This window comes from Natronosalvus caseinilyticus, assembly GCF_017357105.1.
GTDB lineage: Archaea > Halobacteriota > Halobacteria > Halobacteriales > Natrialbaceae > Natronosalvus > Natronosalvus caseinilyticus.
On the sequence record NZ_CP071596.1, the window covers coordinates 2197084 to 2214557 of the forward strand.

A 17474-nucleotide genomic window follows, 5' to 3' on the forward strand; every position below is an offset into this window, starting at 1 on the left:
TAGTTCTCGAGGGTACGTTCACCACGCCTGATGTGCGACAGGGGACGTCACTGGGGTTGACACAACGGTGGCGGAGGGATGGGAAGGGGCTGCTCTCGAGCGTGCCGGGGTGTCATCTCGTGGCGTGAGAATATTTATAGCCGGACTCCAATACCACAACGTATGGACGACATTTTCGTTGCCAGGTTGATGAGTACGGATCTCGTAACGGTCGCACCCGACACCCTCGTCGAGGACGCCGGCCAGACGATGCTCGAGAACGGCATCAGCTCGCTCGTCGTCGTCGACGACGACGGGCGCCTCGAGGGGATCCTGACGACGACGGACTTCGTCACCATCGTCGCCGAGAGTTTCCCAAAAGCGGAGACGATCGTCGAGCGCTACATGACGACCAGCGTCGTGACCGTCTCGCCCCAACAACCGATCACCGAGGTGGCGAACGTGATGCTCGAACATGGGGTCCACCACCTGCCGGTCGTCGACGAGGCCGAGGGCGTCGTCGGCATCGTCACGACGACCGACCTGGCGGGGTACCTGACGACGATGCGAGCGTCGGTGTAGTACTGAACTGGCCGGTTTGGCCCCAACTCACTCGTTTCTACGGCTCGAGGCGACGTCGAACATCGAACTCGGGACTCGACAGTCGCGACTCGATGCAGTCGTCAGTCGATCAACGCTGTCAGCATCTTCGAGGACCTGGACACGCGCAATACGCCTCGAACTTGCCGTTCGTCGACCCTATTGCGCCAGCGTTTTCGTGTATTTGATATACTGTCATGTGATTTATCACTAAAGAAGAGGGTGAAACTGCTGACTCTCACGTTGACTCTGAAACTCGAGTTGACGTACACTCGCAGGCGTCAATCGTGGACGACCTTCTCTGGAAATCGAAAGAGAGCGCGACACTGGCCTCGCGAATAGGACGACGACGGACGTTCACCGATCGGCCCCACTCGCCCGATTCAAATCCGTCGCTCGTTCGGTCTGACGATCGAACAAAAAGAGCCAGTAGAGGGATTTGAACCCTCGACCTAATCCTTACGAAGGATTCGCTCTGCCAGCTGAGCTATACTGGCGCAGGTGTCTGCGTCCACTTCTACGTAGGACCGATAGCCGGCATAAGGATTGCGAATCGAGTCTGTCGCTCGAGCCGAGTTCAATCTCTCACCTCGAGCCAGGCTCGTTTTCCTCTCACCGAGGCTGGATTTCGGCCATCACCTCACCGCCGCTCGAGGCGCACATCCAGGCAGACGTTGAGTTCGTGAGGCGCGTAGGATCGAACGACGCGCCGGGTCTCGACGGTTACCTCGTAATCGGGTTCGGCGGCCTCGCGGATCGCTCGCTCTCCCGGTCCGAAGGGGTCGTCCTCGTGCTGGATGTCGTAGAGGTGGAGCACGCAGTCGTCGCCCGCGACCGTCACCGCGAACTCGAGGAATGCGTCCGCGCTGTGGGGGAGGTTCATCACAATTCGGTCGGCCCAGCCCTCGTAGTCGGGAGCGACCTCACGGACGTCCGCGGCGATTGCCGTCACCCGATCCGCGACGCCGTTTCGGTCGGCGTTTGCCCGGAGGTACTCGATCGCGACGTCGTTGACGTCGACGCCGACACACTCGGCACCACGTCTGGCGAATGGAATCACGAACGGGCCGACGCCGGCGAACATGTCGAAGACGTGCTCGCCCTCGCTCGCCTGCTCGACGACCCGGTGGCGCTCGGTGGCGAGACGCGGCGAGAAGTACACCGAGGCGAGGTCGAGTGCGAACTCACAGCCGTACTCCCGGTGAACGACGGTCGTCCCCTCACCGGCGACCACGTCCCAGTCGCGCACGCGGGCCTCGCCCTTGATCTTCGAAGCCTTGTTCAGCACCGTCTCGAGCGGCAGGTCGGACGCGACGATCGCGTCGGCGATCTCCCGCGCCCGTTCGGGGTCGTCCTCCTCGAGGAGCGCGGTATCGCCCAGTCGTTCGTAGGAGGGTTCGAAGCCGAGGAGATCCGCGGGCATCGTCTGTGTATCGCGTGCGGGGACGTCGTGGTTGACGAGCGCGTAGTCTACCTCGAGATCCTCGAGATCCTCAAGATCCGAGAGCAGAGCGTCTACCGGGCGTCCGCTTTCGCCGTCCGTTTCGCCCTCGTCGTCCGTTTCGCTCGAGTACCCACCCTGGACCGCGACGGGAACGTAGAGCCAGCCGTCCTCGACGGTAATCTCGAACTCGTCGGCGATCAGGTCCGCGTCGGCGAGCCGACTCCGAACGGTCTCGCCGTGCTCGGGACGAACGCGGACACACGGCACGTCCATACCTCCCGTCGCCGCTCCGGTGTCCTAACGGTGACGTTTTGTCGCTCGCGTCGGAACCGGCCCATACATGGCAGGCCGGACGGAACTCACGACGCTCGAGACGGTCCAGGAATCCCGGTCGTGGCTGTTCACGGTTCGCGACCGCTACGGCGAGGCTGAGGAGGCAATCCTCGTCCCCTGTGAGGACGGCGTCGAGGGGTGGATCAACCGCTGTATGCACGAACCGCAGCGACTCGACGTCGGCCGCGGCGTCGCGATGCGCGACGAGGAGATTATCTGTCCGCGACACGGCTCGATGTACGACGCCTGTTCGGGGGCGTGCGACAACGGCGAAGCCGCCGGGACGCGACTCGTCGGCGTCGACGTGAGCGTCGAGGACGGTCGGGTCTACCTGACGGATTCGATATATCACTTCGACCACGAGGGTGGCCTCGAGGACGGCGGAGACGGGGGCGAAGACGGGACCGAAGACGACGGTGGTAGTGAAGGGCCGTCGTCGACCTCGCACATCTCCTTTTGAGGGGGAGTCGGCAGTGTTCGAGTATAGAGTGGTCTAGAAATGCCTCGAGCAGAGTCGAGAAAAACAGATCCTGGGATTAGTCGAGATATCCGAGCACGTCGCTCCCCTCGAGATAGACGAACTCGTGTCGGTCGGCATAGGCTCGCGCGTCCGCCGGCGCGAGCGCCTCGCCAGTCCGGTCGTCGAGCATCTCACAGACGACGACGGCGGGCGACAGGTCGGCCTCGAGTGCCAGCGCGACGCCAAGTTCGGTGTGGCCCTCGCGTTGTGCGAGGAGGTCGGGGGCGGCCCGGAGCAGGTGAACGTGACCAGGGACGCGAAACGCCTCGGCGAAGTCGGTTTCGTCCGGGTCGGCGGCGGCCTCGCCGAGCGACCGAATCGTCAGTGACCGGTCGTTGTCGGTGATCCCGGTGTAGGTGTCCCGGTGATTGACCGTCAGCGAGAACGACGAGCGCTCGTCGTAGCCCAGGTCGTGACCGGCCGTCGCCGGGTGATCGACGGCGTCGTCGTAGAACGGGAGGTCGAACGCGTCGGCGACCGCGTCCTCGAACGCGACGCAGACGAGGCCGCCAGCGTCGTTGCGCAGGCGGGAGACGGCCTCGGGCGTGACGGCGTCGGCGTGGTAGATCAGGTCGGTCTCGCCTTCGCGGTCGGCCGCGTCGTGGACGAGGATCGGCTCGCCAGCTTGCAGGCGCTCGAGTGCGACATCGACGCTCGCGGCAGTTGTCAGCGGTTCCTGGCGGGGGTTGGTGGTGTCTGATCCGTTCATGTTAGCGGTCTCCGACGGTAATCGTCACGTGGTCGTCGTCCTCGAGGTCGAGTTCGTCGCGCAGTTTCGCGGGCGCGATCAACTCGAGCTGGTCCTCGTCGTGGTGGGTTCGTTCGGGGGCGATTGCGTGGGCAGTCTCGTAGCGCTCGCCGTCGGCCGTCTCGACGGTGGCGGGGTGACAGACTGCGGGGCCGTACGTGCGCTCGTCGTTCTCCCAGCCGTCGATCGGGATCGACTCGAGGGAAGCCATCGCCCGGCGCCGGCGCATGCTCTCGTCGTGGAGTTCGACGTTGAGCGTCCCGGGGAAGGGCTCGTAGCCCAGGCGGTCGGAGAACTGGCGGCTGTAGCCGGGCAGTGAGATGTAGTGGCGTCCCTCGCCCATGCCGCTGGTCACGACGCCCTCGAGTTCGACCTCGGGGTCGGCCTCGAAGAGCCGTTTGTACTCCTCGTACTCGGTGCGAAGCGCGCCCTCGCCCGCGTCGGTGACGACGACCCACTGGCCGTCCGCAACGGTGTCGCGCTCGAGGTAGCCCGCGCTCTCGAGGCGCTGCAAGCGCCGAGAGGCAGTCTGGTTCGACGCCTCGAGTCGATCCGCGAGGGCCGAACAGGAGATTTTGAGGTCGCCCTCGAGACCGCCGTCGAGCGCGAGGAGTTTGAGCACGGCGAGTTCGTCGTGCCCGACGGTGGTCGATACGGTCTCGTGCATACGCGACGGTTCGCCCCTCCGTGGCATAAGCGTACCGAATGTGGTACACATTCCAAAACTGTTATGGGGTTGTTGGCGGTTTATCGCTCGACGGTCCGAGACGCTCTCGAGAATGCGTTTCGACTCCATCGGTATGTATCGATCGGTCTGTCCCATTTTCGATATCCACCCACGAGACCGATTCGGAGACGGAGATCGTCCGGCTCGAGACGGTGGAATCCCATCACCGACAGGTGGTTCACCGGTTGTGATAATTGCCGTCAAAGGGACTCCCTTTCACTCAACGGCTTCTTCACTCAGCCGGTTCCGTCACCCCGTCGGTCCCCTCACCTAATCGATTCCTTCACTCAATCGCTCGAGACGGGGTCGCGCTCCCAGAACGAACTGTCTTTCTTCAGTTTCGGGACCCACGTGTCGTCGGTCTTCGAGAGCAGGGCGACCCGTGAGGCGGGAACCTCCTTTACCTCGGTGAATTCGGGCATGTAGGAGGCGACCTCGCGAGCGAAGTCGGCGACGTCCTCGTGATCGGGCATCGAGGACCGATCCAGCCGACCGCGGGAGTGCCCGACGTGCATGTACGCCTTGAGTTCGACGAAGTCGGGGTCGGCCCGCTGGTAGAAGGCGGCATACCAGTCCGGGTCGCGCATGTTCTCGCCGTCGATCAACGTCGTCCGCAGGACCGTGCGCGTCTCGTCCTTTTCGGCGAGTACGTCCATCGTATCGACGAGGTGCTCCCAGGCGTCGTCCTCCATCGCCTTGACGACCTGGTCGAACGTCCAGCGTTCGGGGGCGTCGACGCTGACGTACAGCTGCGTCGGGTCGCACTCTCGCAGGACTTCGGGGCGGGTGCCGTTCGAGACGAGGAACGTCGTGACGTCCCGGTCGTGGAACGCCTCGAGTAGCTCGGGGAGATAGGGATACAAGGACGGCTCGCCGTCGAGGCTGATGGCGACGTGGCGGGGTTCCATCGCCTCCTCGAACACGGACCGGGGAACCTGGTCGTTGCCGCCGAAGCCCGAGAGGAGCTTCTTCTGGAGGCGAATGGAGGCGTCGACGACGGCTTCGGGGTCGTCCCACTCGACGCCCTCGAGTTCGTAGGCGTGGCCGTTGTGGTCGCGCCAGCAGAAGACGCAGCGCTCGTTACAGCGGACGACGGGCGTCATCTGGATGCAGCGGTGGGATTCGATGCCGTACCAGATGTTCTTGTAGCACTTGCCTTCGCCGCGGAGGGCGTTGGCCGTCCACCCGCAGGTCTGGGCGGCGGTGTGGTTCTCGTGGTGGTAGTTCGGCGAGTCGACTTGCATCGGTCCGCCACCGTCGTCTCCGTCCTCGTTCACGTCCACGTCGCCGTCCTCCGACGACGCGTCGGGCCCGGAATCCGCGGCGTTGCTCATGATGGAACGCGATTGGACGCCCGCGAGTAAAAGGCGTGTGGTGTGGTGCCAGCGGTTTCTACGAACGGCGGTCGAGTCACACGCTACGTCCACTAACCCGCTCGAGCACGCTCAGCGTCCCGTCGGCGTGAGCCGTCTCGAGCACCTCGTCGGCCGCCGCCTTCGCGGCATCGTCCGCATTGGCGACGGCGAAACTTCGGCCCACGGCCTCGAACGTCGAGACGTCGTTCTCGGAGTCGCCGACGGCTACGGCGTTCTCGAGGGCGAAGCCGACGTGTTCGGCCAGGCGGGCGACGCCGCGGCCCTTGCTCGTCTCCGGACTGACGACGTGGTAGGCGTAGCCGGTGTCGAGGACCTCGAGGCCGTGTTCGGCGGCCAGTTCTCGAAGAGGTCCTTCGGGCTGATCGTGATTGACAGCGACCTCGGTCTCGCGCCAGCGGTTGACGGTATCCTCGGGGCCCCAGCCGAGGTCGTAGCCGGCCTCCTGGTATTCTTGCGTGACGGCCTGGGCCGCGGCGCGGTCGGCGGTGTAGTGGACGGACTCGCCGGTGTAGACGACACCGCCGTTCTCGGCGACGACGAGTTCGGGGATCGCCGCGAAGTGACAGAGGGCGACGGGGTACGGGAACGCTTTTCCGGTGGCGACGACGACCGGGGCGTCCCACTCGAGCAGCGGGTCGAAGATGCGGGGGTCGATTCCCCACCCCTCCGGGCGGGTGAGCGTGCCGTCGATGTCGAGGACGAGCGGCGGATCGGCGGTCATATCGAACGGTGCTCGAGGCGAGGCCTAAAGGAGTCGGTTTTCGGTAGCGTCGGACACGGTTGCGTTCCAGCTACATGCAGAGTCGGCTGGGTGCGCGCGATGTCGAGACGAACAGCACTCCTCGAGTCGGGAGTGAGTGGGACGGACTCGAGGTCGCTGCTGCGCGTGTAACTCAGAAGGGGTGGTGATCGGCGGTCAGGGCGTCGGGACCCAGACCGTCGTCGGGAAGATGCCGAGGAAGTACGCTACGGCGACCAGAATCGTCCCGAAGACGATGGCCGCTGCAGGCGGATCCCAGTGGGTGTCGCCGTGGGCGTAGAACACCCGCTGGAAGGCTTCCCCGAACAGCGCACAGACGATCCCGAAGACGGCGGCGACGATCAGGGCGACTTCGTTGCTGGTCCCCGCGAGAACCGCGTCGCCGCTCGCGACGACCGCGAGTGCGGCTGTCGAGGACGGGAGCGTGATATGGTGAGTAACCGGAATTTTCTCGACGCCGCAGTTGAGAAAGACGAGGGAAGCGGCGCTAATACCGAACGCGAGGAACGGGCTCTCGGTGACGAGCGCCGTGTACCCGCCCAGGAGGCCGCCAGCCAGGCCGATCATGGCGACGTGGTCCCACTCGTACTGGTGGGGGAGCCACGGTTCGACGGCGAGACGCGAACTCTGGGCAGCTGCCGCCGCCTCCGGTTCCGTCTCTGCTCCCGCTTCCGCTTCGCCGCCGTCGGTAATCGTGCGCGTCTCCTCGCGTTCGAACGGCGTCATGTCGAAGTAGCCCGTACCGCGAACCTTTCCAATGATGCTGTAGCCCAGGATCAGTCGATGGAACAGGGCCGAGAGGACGACCCCCATTGCGATGGGATCCCAGGGCAACCCGAGCGTCCCCGAGGTCACCTGAAGGACGTACCCGAGGACGCCAAAGGCCCCGCCCACGGCGAGCACGTCGGGTTTCGTCCCGAGAGCGTAGGCGATGTTCTTCGCCTCGTGGTAGTCGAATGCGGTGTCGATGTAGCCCCGGCGAGCAGCGTAGGCCGTCGCGGCTGCCCCGCCGGCGAAGCTGATCGCCGGCGAGAACGGCGGCCCGAACGCGACGTTGTTGCGAATCGCCACGGCGTCCGAGCTGACCAACCATGATGCTTCGCCCGCGATGACCATGAACCCCGTAAAGATGAACGCTGGGAGCGCCCCGAGGGCCGCCCCGAACGCACCGCCACCGAACGCGGCGATGAGCATCTCGAGGTCGAGCAGTGCCTCGACGAGTTCACCGAGAACCATGGTCAGTCGCCTCCGTCACCGTCATCGTCACCGCCACTGTCATCGTCGGTGGCCCAGCCGAGGGAGCGCTCAATGGCGTCACTCCAGCGACCGTACATGCGGTCGGCTTGTGCCGAATCCATCTCGGGGCTGAACTCGCGATCGACCTGCCAGTTGTCGCGCAGCCCCTCGACGTCGTCCCAGTACCCGACCGCCAGGCCGGCCGCGTAGGCCGACCCCAGGGCCGTCGTCTCGTCGACGACGGGGCGGGAGATCTCCGAGCCGATGATGTCCGACTGGAGCTGGCAGAGGTAGTTGTTCTTGACCGCACCGCCGTCGACCTTGAGGTCGCGCATCTCGATGCCCGAGTCGGCTTCCATCGCCTCGGCAACGTCCCGGGTCTGGTACGCGATGGACTCGAGGGTCGCCCGGACGACGTGTTCCTTCCGGGTACCGCGGGTCAACCCGACGATAGTCCCGCGGGCGCGTTGGTCCCAGTGCGGGGCGCCAAGACCCGTGAACGCGGGGACGACGTAGACGCCGTCGGTCGAGTCGACGCTCCGGGCCAGTTCCGCCGTCTCGGCCGGGTCGTCGATCAGCGTCATGTCCTCGAGCCACTCGATCGCCGCGCCGGTGATGAAGATGGCGCCCTCGAGGGCGTACTGGACGGGTTCGCCGGAGCGCTGGAAGCCGATGGTCGTGAGCAGGCCGTGCTCGGACTCGACGGCCTCCTCGCCGGTGTTCATGAGGAAGAACGACCCCGTCCCGTAGGTGTTCTTGGCCTCGCCGGCGTCGAAACAGGTCTGGCCGAACAGTGCCGCCTGCTGATCGCCGAGCGCCCCCGCTACTGGAATCTCGGCCTCGAGGAAGCCGTCCGGGTCGGTCGTCCCGTAGGTGTCCTCGTCGCTCGAGGGGCGAACCTCGGGGAGCATCTCCCGGGACACGCCGAACTCCTCGAGCAACTCGTCGTCCCACTCGAGGTCGTGGATGTTGTAGAGCATCGTCCGCGAGGCGTTCGTGACCTCGGTGATGTGGTTGCCCGTGAGGTTGTAGATCAGCCAGGTGTCGATGGTCCCGAAGAGGACGTCGCCCTCGGCCGCGCGGTCCTGGATGTCCGCGGGCCGGGTACGCTCCATCTTGATCGGATCGGCATTTTCGAGGAGCCACTCGGCTTTCGTCGCCGAGAAGTAGGCGTCGGCCTCGAGGCCGGTCTTCTCGCGAATCGTTCCGACCAGACCGTCTTCCTCGAGTTGTTCGACGCGGCTGGTCGTCCGGCGATCCTGCCAGACGAGCGCGTTGTGAACCGGTTTTCCGGACTCCGCGTCCCAGAGCAGCGTCGTCTCGCGCTGGTTGGTGACGCCGATGGCCTCGAGCTGGTCCGGGCTGATTCCGGCCTGGCCGAGCGCGCTCGTGATCACGGACTTGGTGTTCTCCCAGATCTCCATCGGGTCGTGTTCGACCCAGCCGGGTTCCGGGTAGATCTGTTCGTGTTTCTCGTACGCGTTGGCGACGACCTGACCGCTGTGGTCGAACACCATGAATCGCGTGCCGGTCGTGCCCTGGTCTACTGCGCCGACGTATGTGTCTGTCATTGGTGGTCACCCGTCGTGTCGCTCGGTTGCGAACATCTTTACCGTCGATCCGGTATTACTGATAAACAACACCAACGATCGGTATAAACATTGCCCAATATGTAATTCTGAATTTATGTATTTCTCGAGGTAAACTCTGCGAATCAAACTATTCGTACCAATATACGTCGAGTAGACGAGTTTACGGGCCGTTTCTCGTCCGTGCTCGACTGACCCACGGGAGATCCTGACACGACAACTAACTATCTGGAAAAACGGTGATTGTTATGGGTGTTGGCTGACCACCGATAAAATAATGGCGCGTCGCCACGTCGTTGAGTCAACGGATGGCATACGATACGGAGGTACTCGTCGTCGGCGGCGGCTCCACCGGCTGTGGCATCGCCCGAGACCTGGCGATGCGCGGCCTCGAGGTGACGCTCGTCGAACGAGGAAACCTCACACACGGGACGACCGGGCGGATGCACGGCCTGCTCCACAGCGGGGGCCGCTACGCCGTGTCGGACCAGGCCAGCGCGAAGGAGTGCATCGAGGAGAACGAGGTCCTCCGCGACATCGCCGGCCACTGCGTCGAGATGACCGGCGGACTGTTCGTCCAGCGACCGGAGGATCCCGACGACTACTTCCAGGAAAAACTGCGCGGGTGCAGGGCGTGTGACATCCCCGCACGCGCCCTCTCGGGGCGGGAAGCCCGCGAAATCGAACCCTACCTGGCGAAGGACGTCGAGCGGGCGATCCAGGTGCCCGACGGTGCGATCGATCCCTTCAGGCTCTGCGTCGCGAACGCGATCGACGCCGAATCTTACGGGGCGCGCGTCGAAACCCACGCCGAGGTGATCGACCTCCTCCGCGAGGGCGACGACGTCTACGGCGTCGAGGTTCGCCACGACTCCGGCCCCGGAAAGCGGACTCACCGGGCACCCGGAACGACCGAGGAGATCACCGCCGAGTACGTCGTCAACGCGACCGGCGCGTGGGCCGGGCAGATCGGCGAGATGGCCGACCTCGAGGTCGCCGTCCGCCCCTCGAAGGGCGTCATGACCATCATGAACGTCCGCCAGGTCGACACGGTCATCAACCGCTGTCGACCGAAGGGCGACGCCGACATCGTCGTACCCCACGAGACGACGGCCATCCTCGGCACCACGGACGAGGAAGTCGAAGACCCCGACGACTACCCGGAGGCTGGCTGGGAGGTCGACCTGATGATCGACACCCTCTCGGAACTGGTGCCGATCCTCTCGGAGGCCCGCACGATCCGCTCGTTCTGGGGGGTTCGACCACTGTACGAACCGCCGGGAACCGGGACCGAAGATCCCACAGACATCACCCGGGATTTCTTCCTCCTCGACCACGCCGAGCGCGATGGCGTCTCGGGAATCACCAGCATCGTCGGCGGCAAGTTCACTACCTACCGAATGATGGCCGAGCAGATCTCCGATCACGTCTGCGAAAAGCTCGGCCATCGGGCTACCTGCAAAACTGCGAGCGAACCGCTCCCGGGAAGCGAGAACCTCGAGACCCTCGAGGACGCGATGGACGACTTCGGCCTGCGCTCGCCGATCGCCCGGCGGAGCAAACAGCGCCTCGGGAGTCGTTCACAGGAGGTGCTCGGGACCACCGACCCGAACCCGGTCGTCTGCAACTGCGAGGGGGTCACGCGAGCCGAGATCCAGGACGCCATCGAGCAGTCCGGCTCGGACCTGAACGCCGTGCGTATCCGGACCCGGGCGTCGATGGGCAACTGCCAGGGCGGCTTCTGCTGTCACGTCATGGCAAACGAGCTCCACCCCGAGTACGACGAGCCGACGGCACGAGCCGCCTACGACGAACTCTTCCAGGAGCGCTGGAAGGGCGAACGCCACGCCCTCTGGGGCGAACAGCTCTCCCAGGCGATGCTCACCTACGCGCTCCACGCGACGACGTTCAACGCTGACGGCGATCCGGCTCGAGTCGATGGCGACCAGTCTGTCGACTTCGGCGCGTTCGACCGCGGACGGCCGGACTCGGCTCGAGGGGCCACCGGCGGCGTAGTGACTGACGGCGGTCCTCGAGACTTCCAGCGGCGCGGCGAAGACCCGGACGGAGGTGATCGCTGAGATGGCTATCACCGACGACGTGCTCGTCATCGGGGGCGGACTCGCCGGCGCCACGGCAGCCCTCGCCGCGGCCGAACGGGGCGTCCAGGTTCGCCTGCTCACCTACAAGCAGAGCACGCTTCGACACGCTAGCGGGCTCATCGACGTGCTCGGGTACGCGCCTAGTGGAAAGGGACCACTCGCCGACCCCTTCGACACACTCGAGACACTCCCGGAGGGCCACCCCTACGAGCGCGTGGGTAGCGATGCGGTTCGCGAGGCGCTGCTCTTCTTCGACGCGATCGTCGGGGATGCCTACGCGGGCGAGCACACGGACGCCAACGCGCTTGTCCCTACCTCGAGCGGCGCGATCAAGCCCACCGCCCGCTACCCCGCCGGTGTCGCGCCCGGGCTCGCGAGCGATCCGCGAGAGACGCTGCTCGTCGGCTTCGAAACCCTCCCCGAGTTCGACGCCCCGCTCGCTGCGGCCCACCTCGAAGAGACGGGCGCTCCGTTCGAGGCTCGCGGCGTCACCCTCTCGTTCCCGGGCATCCGGCGCGACGACGCGAAGGTGACCCGGTACGCACACCTGCTCGACCGCGACGAGACCGTCGACGTCGGCCGGGGCGAGACGTCCGCGCGCGCCGCGCTAGCCGCAATCGTTCGCGATCAACTCGAGGGCGAGTCCCGCGTGGGCTTCCCGCCGATTCTCGGCGACGACAATCACGCGACCGTCCGCCGGGACCTTGAGGAGCGCCTCGGCGTCGACGTGTTCGAGGTGCCCTCGGGGCCACCGAGCCTGCCCGGAATGCGCCTCGAGGATCGCCTGTACGACGCGCTCGATGACACCGGCGTTCGGGTCACGACGGGGGTCCCGGTGGTCGACTACGAGGGGGCGGACAATGGTCGCAGCGGCGCCTCGAGCACGAAGCGAATCGAACACGTCCTCGTCGACCGCAAGGGCCGAGATGTCCCCTACCGCGCCGACGAGTACGTTCTCGCCACCGGCGGTCTCGTCGGCAAGGGGGTTCGATCCGAGCGCGAGCGGGTCTTCGAACCCATCTTCGACTGCCACGTCGAGGCGTCACCGGATCGCTACGACTGGTTCGACGGCGACGCCTTCGGCGACCACCCGTTCGCCCGATTCGGCGTGACCGTCGACCGCGAGTTACGCCCGCTCGATACCGAGGGCGACCTCGAATTCGCGAACCTGCGGGCGGCCGGTGCCGTCCTCTCGGGCTACGACTTCGCCGCCGAGAAGTCCGGTAGCGGCGTCTCGCTCGCGACGGGGTTCGTCGCGGGCGACCGGGCCGGATCGGAGGTGCGCGGATGAGTCGAGCGATTCGTTCGCGTGCTAGTCCGGACGCGCTGCACGGGCTGGACGCGGCCTCGAGTGGCCTCTCGAGTGTGACCTCGAACAGTGCGTGCGAGAGTCAGCGACCGAATCGACGTTCGACCGAGACCTGCGGCGGAAGCGGTTTTCAGACCCAGGCTCAGAACCAGACCCTGGCACACATTCAGCGACAGACCCAGATCCAGATTCACATGACGGTGATTCAATGAGCGACGCAACGCGACCGACCGACGACCACGTCCCGGGCGACGACGAGTTCGACCCCATCGAGGTCTTTCCGGAGGCCGACGAGATGGACCTCCGACCGGGCGCGGACAACTGCTACAAGTGCTCGACGTGCGACACCAACTGCCCGGTCGCCGAGGTCGACGACGAGTTCCCCGGACCGAAGTTCCAGGGACCGGAGCAGTGGCGGCTGAAACGCCAGTCTGACCACGACGTCGACGACTCGATCATGAAGTGTTCGAACTGCATGCGCTGTGACCACGCCTGTCCCTCGGAAGTGCCGCTCTCTCAGATGCACAACAGCGCTCGCGGGGAGTACGTCGACGAGCGGATGAGCAAGCGATCGCTCGAGTACTGGCGAAACCGGCTGCTCTCGAACTACCGGCTGATGGCCCACCTCGGAAGCAAGGTCCCCCGGTTGACGAACTTCGTGATGGGGCTCACGCTCACCAGCGTGTTCAACGAGAAGGTCCTCGGCATTACGAGCGAACGCGAGTTCCCCGAGTTCGCGACCGAAACCTTCCGGGAGTGGTGGCGAGCACGGGGCGGGAGCGACGCCTCGAGAGAACGAGCACAGGCGGCTCGGGAGGAACGCGGCGAGTCCGGCGCCGAAAAGCGGGTAGCCTACTTCCACGGCTGCTACTCGAACTACAACACGCCCGAGGTCGGCAAGGCGCTCGTGCGGGTGTACGAACACTTCGGTTACGAAGTCGTGGTACCCGAGCAGCGCTGTTCGGGGACGCCGATGTTCGCGAACGGCATGCTCGACGACGCCCGTCGGGCCGCCGACACCAACGTTTCCGAACTCGCGGCCGCCATCGAGGACGGCGCCGACGTGATCGCCTCCTGCACCTCGTGTTCGATGTCCCTTCGCCAGGAGTACCCCGAACTGTTCGACATCGACGGCGTCGACGACGTCTCGAGCAACACCTGGGAGGGCCTGGAGTACCTCCGCGTTCACGAGGACCTCGAGGGCGAACTCGAAGGGACACGTGCTGACGTGCCAAACCTGGCCTACCACGTGCCGTGTCACGCCCGAAATCAGGGGCTGGACGGGCAGGCCATCGAGGTGCTGACGACCATCGATGGCGTCGAGGCCCAGGACGTGGGCGAGTCCTGTTCCGGAATTTCGGGCACCTACGGCTGGAAGGAAGAGCACTACGAGACCTCGATGCAGATCGGCGAGGAGATGTTCGAGCACATGGAGCGCGCCGACGGCGACACCGGCCTCACCGAGTGTCCGACCTGTGCGATGCAGATGGAACACGGGACCGGATACGAGATCAAACACCCACTCGAGGTGCTCGAAGCGGCGCTCGTTCCGAACTCTCCAGGGACCGAGCGAGCGGCGACGGACGGTGGCATCGACGAGACGGTCGGACCGAACCGCGAAGGCCAGGACGAGCCGTTCGGGGCGAACTGATGGACCTCGCGGAACGAATCGCTCGTCGGCGAACCGCCCAGCCACATTCGGGGTTCGTCCTCGATCGGGAGGTGCTGAGCCCCACCGTCCACCGCAGCGAACCCGTCGGCCGCGGCTCGACCCTCGAGGCGCTCCTCGACGCGGTTGAACCCGCCTTCAGCGACGGTCTGCCGGAACCGTTCGCGGTCGTCGGGCCAGCCGGGGCCGGAACCTCGGCCGTGATCACTGCGCTCTTCGCCGCGCTGGCAGCGGAGTTGGGCGACTCGAGACGACCGATCGGGACGACGACGCGCGCCGGCAGCGACCAGCGGGCGATCCGGTTCGTCTACGTCGACGCCCGGCGGACGACCAGCGCGTTCGCCTTCTATCGGGCCGTTCTCTCGTCGCTCTCGACGGATTCCGTTCCGACCAGCGGCGTCGGCACGGACGACCTTCGCGACCGACTCGCCACGCGACTCACCCGGCCCGACCGCCGAGCGATGATCGCCGTCGACCACCACGACGAGCCGGAAACGATCGACGTATCGCGGGTTCGGGAGTTGCTCGAGGCGGTCGAGGAGAGCACGACGGTCGTCCCGGTCGGGCGGCGAACGCCCGCCGGGTGGGACGAGTCCGTCGTCGAGGTCCCGGCCTACCGCCAGCACGAACTCGTCGACGTGGTGACCGAGCGAACCGCCGTGGGACTGGCCGCTGGCACGCTCGACCACCAGGCAGTGCGGTCGCTGGCGGAGTGGGCCGACGGCAACGCTCACGACGCGCTGGCGGCGGTGTTCGGCGCCGCGTACCTGGCGACGGAGGCGGGCGCCGAAGCGATCGACGACCGCCACCTCGAGGCCGCGAAGGCGGACGTGCCGGGCGGCGGCGTCCACGTCGACCGGGCGCTGGCCCTGCCGGAATCGCGCCAGCGCGTGCTCGTCGCGCTGATCCAGGTGTGTGACGACGAGGGCGACCGTCGATCGATTCGGACCCTCGCGGACGACGTCGCTCGCTCGTCGTCGCTAACGAGTGGGACCGTCAAGCGGTTTCTGTACGAACTGGCCGACAGAGGACTGCTCGAGCGGGTGTCGATCGACGAGGCGGTCGGGAGCGAAGGAGGGAGTGGGGGTCGTCGCCCGAGCACGCTCGAGCCGCGATTCCCGACGATTGCGTTCCAGGCGTTGACGGCGGCTCAGGAGTGACCGGAACGCTCGAACTGTAAACGATTCCGCAGTCTAATACCGAGACGGCGAGCGGTTCGACCACAATTTGAAACAGTTTCGTGACACGAAATCGAGGTCTATGAACCCGATAGTAGTATGACTGGTTCGATTTTCGACCAGTATGCCACGGTGGAACCGCCGTACGGTACTCGCGGGTTGTACAGCACTCACTACTTCGAGCGTTCTCGCGGCGATCGGTTCGACGGTCGCCCAGGAGTCGGATTCGGACTCGGCGAACGAATCGGAGTCGGACGATGATCCCGCCTCTGGCGACGACGCTGACGACCAGCCCTCGAGCACGGCCGCGATTGGTGACCCGAACGGCTGGTCTTCGGCCCGCGGGAACGCCGCGAACTCGCGCTACCTGCCCCTCGAGGGATCGTTCCCGAAACCGGGAACCGTCGTCTGGCGACACGAAATTTCGCACGCGTCCGCGTACCACGGTGATTCCGTTGCCGTCGTCGACGGTCGCGTCTACGTACTGACCGGGCGCGAAACGAGCTCGATTCCCTACTACAAAACCGAACTCCGCGCGCTCGACGCCGAGACCGGCGACATCGAGTGGCAGGTCGACGTCGAGGCGCAGTACCGACCGACGGTACTCGAGGACACCCTCTATCTCGGCGGCGAGGGGAAGGTCACCGCGTTCGACACCGCTGACGGATCGGTTCGGTGGCAGCGAACGTTCGACACCGACGAGTGGCTCGCCAGCCCGTCGGCCGTCGACGGGTCGGTGTACGTGGTCGCCGGGGGAACGTGCTACGCGCTCGACGCCGCCGACGGATCGGTTCGATGGGGGCGCGAGGCGGTCGACGTGGAACCGCAGTACGACGAAGCGGACGACCCCATCCGGTCATCGTTCGCTCACGAAACGACCGCCGTCGCTGGCAATTCCCTCTACGCGATCACGGACCGTTTCTCGTCCGACGCCGAGGGTTACGACGGCGGTATCGCCGCACTCGACCCGGAGACCGGCGAGACCCAGTGGGCCGTCGCGCCGGAGGACGGGGCCTCCTACAGCCTGCTGGCTACGGACGACATCGTCTTTGCTCAAGAATCTGCCGGCGACACGGCGTACGGCTACATCCTCGATGCCGACACCGGTGCGTTCGTGGGCGAATCCGAACTCACGAGGGCGGCGACGGCCGACGTTCGGGTCGTACACGATACGAGCTTCCCCGGCGGCGGGAAGCTGACCGTCACCTCCCCGGACTCCGGACCACGCTGGAGCGCCGACAGCGTCGGTTTCCAGGCCCCGCTCATCGCGAGGGAGACGCTGATGGCCGTTCGCGGAGATGGAATCGTCGGCTTCGACCTCGAAACTGGCGACGTCGAGTGGGAGTACCAGGTCGATCCAGCGTTTCAGGGATTCGCCGCCGTCGACGAGGGCACGATCTACGCGCGGTTCGACGACGAGATCGTGGCGTTGCGCCCGGGCGAGGACGACCCGGACGACGGCGACGAAATGGACCTCGACCTCGAGGTGTGCGCTCCCCCCTGCGGCCACGTGAACGGAACCATTCCCTTCGAGGTCTCCGTGGAAAACCGGGGCGACACCGGTGTCGAAACGACGATCGAGCTCGCCGTCAGCGACGTCGACCGTTCGACGCCGATCGACCTGGACGGCGGCGATGGTCACGAGACGACTTTCACGGTCGGGGGCGACGAAATCGGCGAAGGCGATCACGAGTGGATCGTCACCGTCGGCGAGATGACCGAAACGGGGACCATCGAGATCAAATCTGATCGGTAAGTCGGTTACGCCTCCCGCTGTGTTCGCGCGTACACCGCTCGGCGTCGATGTCGCCAACAATCGATTCGGCGAGTCGGCGCCCGTCAACGTACCGAGGGCTGCGTAACGGCGACCAGTCACCCGATTCTCGGCCCCCTCTTCGAGCCGT

The 17474-nt window shown here is 65.7% G+C and carries 14 protein-coding genes and 1 tRNA gene; 7 read left to right on the forward strand and 8 right to left on the reverse strand.

Features of this window, described 5'->3' with window-relative positions; genetic code table 11:
* Positions 1-162: 162 nt before the first annotated feature.
* Positions 163-561, forward strand: a complete 399-nt coding sequence (locus J1N60_RS10605; protein ID WP_312907284.1) for a CBS domain-containing protein — start codon at positions 163-165, stop codon at positions 559-561.
* Between the two features lie 442 nt (positions 562-1003).
* Here the strand turns inward: J1N60_RS10605 and J1N60_RS10610 are convergent.
* Positions 1004-1076, reverse strand: a tRNA-Thr gene (locus J1N60_RS10610).
* Between the two features lie 143 nt (positions 1077-1219).
* Entirely contained in the window at positions 1220-2296 is a 1077-nt protein-coding gene (locus tag J1N60_RS10615; protein ID WP_312907286.1) for a class I SAM-dependent methyltransferase, read from the reverse strand.
* Between the two features lie 67 nt (positions 2297-2363).
* On the opposite strand from J1N60_RS10615, the gene J1N60_RS10620 reads away from it, so the two are divergent.
* Positions 2364-2816: a Rieske (2Fe-2S) protein gene (locus tag J1N60_RS10620; RefSeq protein WP_312907287.1), complete on the forward strand. Its 453-nt coding sequence runs from the start codon at positions 2364-2366 to the stop codon at positions 2814-2816.
* Between the two features lie 76 nt (positions 2817-2892).
* On the opposite strand, the gene ribB is transcribed toward J1N60_RS10620, so the two are convergent.
* The 6 genes from ribB to glpK form a co-directional block, all read right to left on the reverse strand.
* Complete coding sequence (gene ribB, locus J1N60_RS10625) at positions 2893-3585, reverse strand: 3,4-dihydroxy-2-butanone-4-phosphate synthase (protein ID WP_312907289.1); 693 nt, start codon at positions 3583-3585, stop codon at positions 2893-2895.
* A 1-nt stretch (position 3586) separates the two neighbouring features.
* Positions 3587-4291 (reverse strand): DUF120 domain-containing protein, encoded by a 705-nt coding sequence (locus J1N60_RS10630; RefSeq protein WP_312907291.1) that lies wholly within the window; start codon positions 4289-4291, stop codon positions 3587-3589.
* 347 nt (positions 4292-4638) lie between these two features.
* Positions 4639-5685 (reverse strand): 4-demethylwyosine synthase TYW1, encoded by a 1047-nt coding sequence (gene twy1 / locus J1N60_RS10635; protein WP_312907293.1) that lies wholly within the window; start codon positions 5683-5685, stop codon positions 4639-4641.
* A gap of 76 nt (positions 5686-5761) precedes the next feature.
* On the reverse strand, positions 5762-6448 hold the full coding sequence (locus tag J1N60_RS10640; protein ID WP_312907295.1) for an HAD-IIB family hydrolase: 687 nt from the start codon (positions 6446-6448) through the stop codon (positions 5762-5764).
* 195 nt (positions 6449-6643) lie between these two features.
* Complete coding sequence (locus J1N60_RS10645) at positions 6644-7723, reverse strand: DUF7973 family transport facilitator (protein WP_312907297.1); 1080 nt, start codon at positions 7721-7723, stop codon at positions 6644-6646.
* A gap of 2 nt (positions 7724-7725) precedes the next feature.
* The gene (gene glpK / locus J1N60_RS10650) at positions 7726-9294 is read right to left on the reverse strand and encodes a glycerol kinase GlpK (protein ID WP_312907299.1); all 1569 of its coding nucleotides are present in this window, start codon (positions 9292-9294) and stop codon (positions 7726-7728) included.
* 326 nt (positions 9295-9620) lie between these two features.
* On the opposite strand from glpK, the gene glpA reads away from it, so the two are divergent.
* The 5 genes from glpA (at position 9621) to J1N60_RS10675 (ending at position 17326) form a co-directional block, all read left to right on the forward strand.
* Complete coding sequence (gene glpA / locus J1N60_RS10655) at positions 9621-11393, forward strand: anaerobic glycerol-3-phosphate dehydrogenase subunit GlpA (protein WP_312907300.1); 1773 nt, start codon at positions 9621-9623, stop codon at positions 11391-11393.
* Position 11394: 1 nt separating this feature from the next.
* Positions 11395-12705, forward strand: coding sequence for a glycerol-3-phosphate dehydrogenase subunit GlpB (gene glpB / locus J1N60_RS10660; protein ID WP_312907302.1), 1311 nt, complete (start codon positions 11395-11397; stop codon positions 12703-12705).
* 226 nt (positions 12706-12931) lie between these two features.
* The gene (locus tag J1N60_RS10665) at positions 12932-14374 is read left to right on the forward strand and encodes an anaerobic glycerol-3-phosphate dehydrogenase subunit C (RefSeq protein ID WP_312907304.1); all 1443 of its coding nucleotides are present in this window, start codon (positions 12932-12934) and stop codon (positions 14372-14374) included.
* Positions 14374-15552, forward strand: coding sequence for a Cdc6/Cdc18 family protein (locus J1N60_RS10670; RefSeq protein WP_312907305.1), 1179 nt, complete (start codon positions 14374-14376; stop codon positions 15550-15552). Before J1N60_RS10665 ends, J1N60_RS10670 begins: the two co-directional genes overlap by 1 nt.
* Before the next feature lie 142 nt (positions 15553-15694).
* The gene (locus tag J1N60_RS10675) at positions 15695-17326 is read left to right on the forward strand and encodes a PQQ-like beta-propeller repeat protein (RefSeq protein WP_312907307.1); all 1632 of its coding nucleotides are present in this window, start codon (positions 15695-15697) and stop codon (positions 17324-17326) included.
* Positions 17327-17474: the final 148 nt, after the last annotated feature.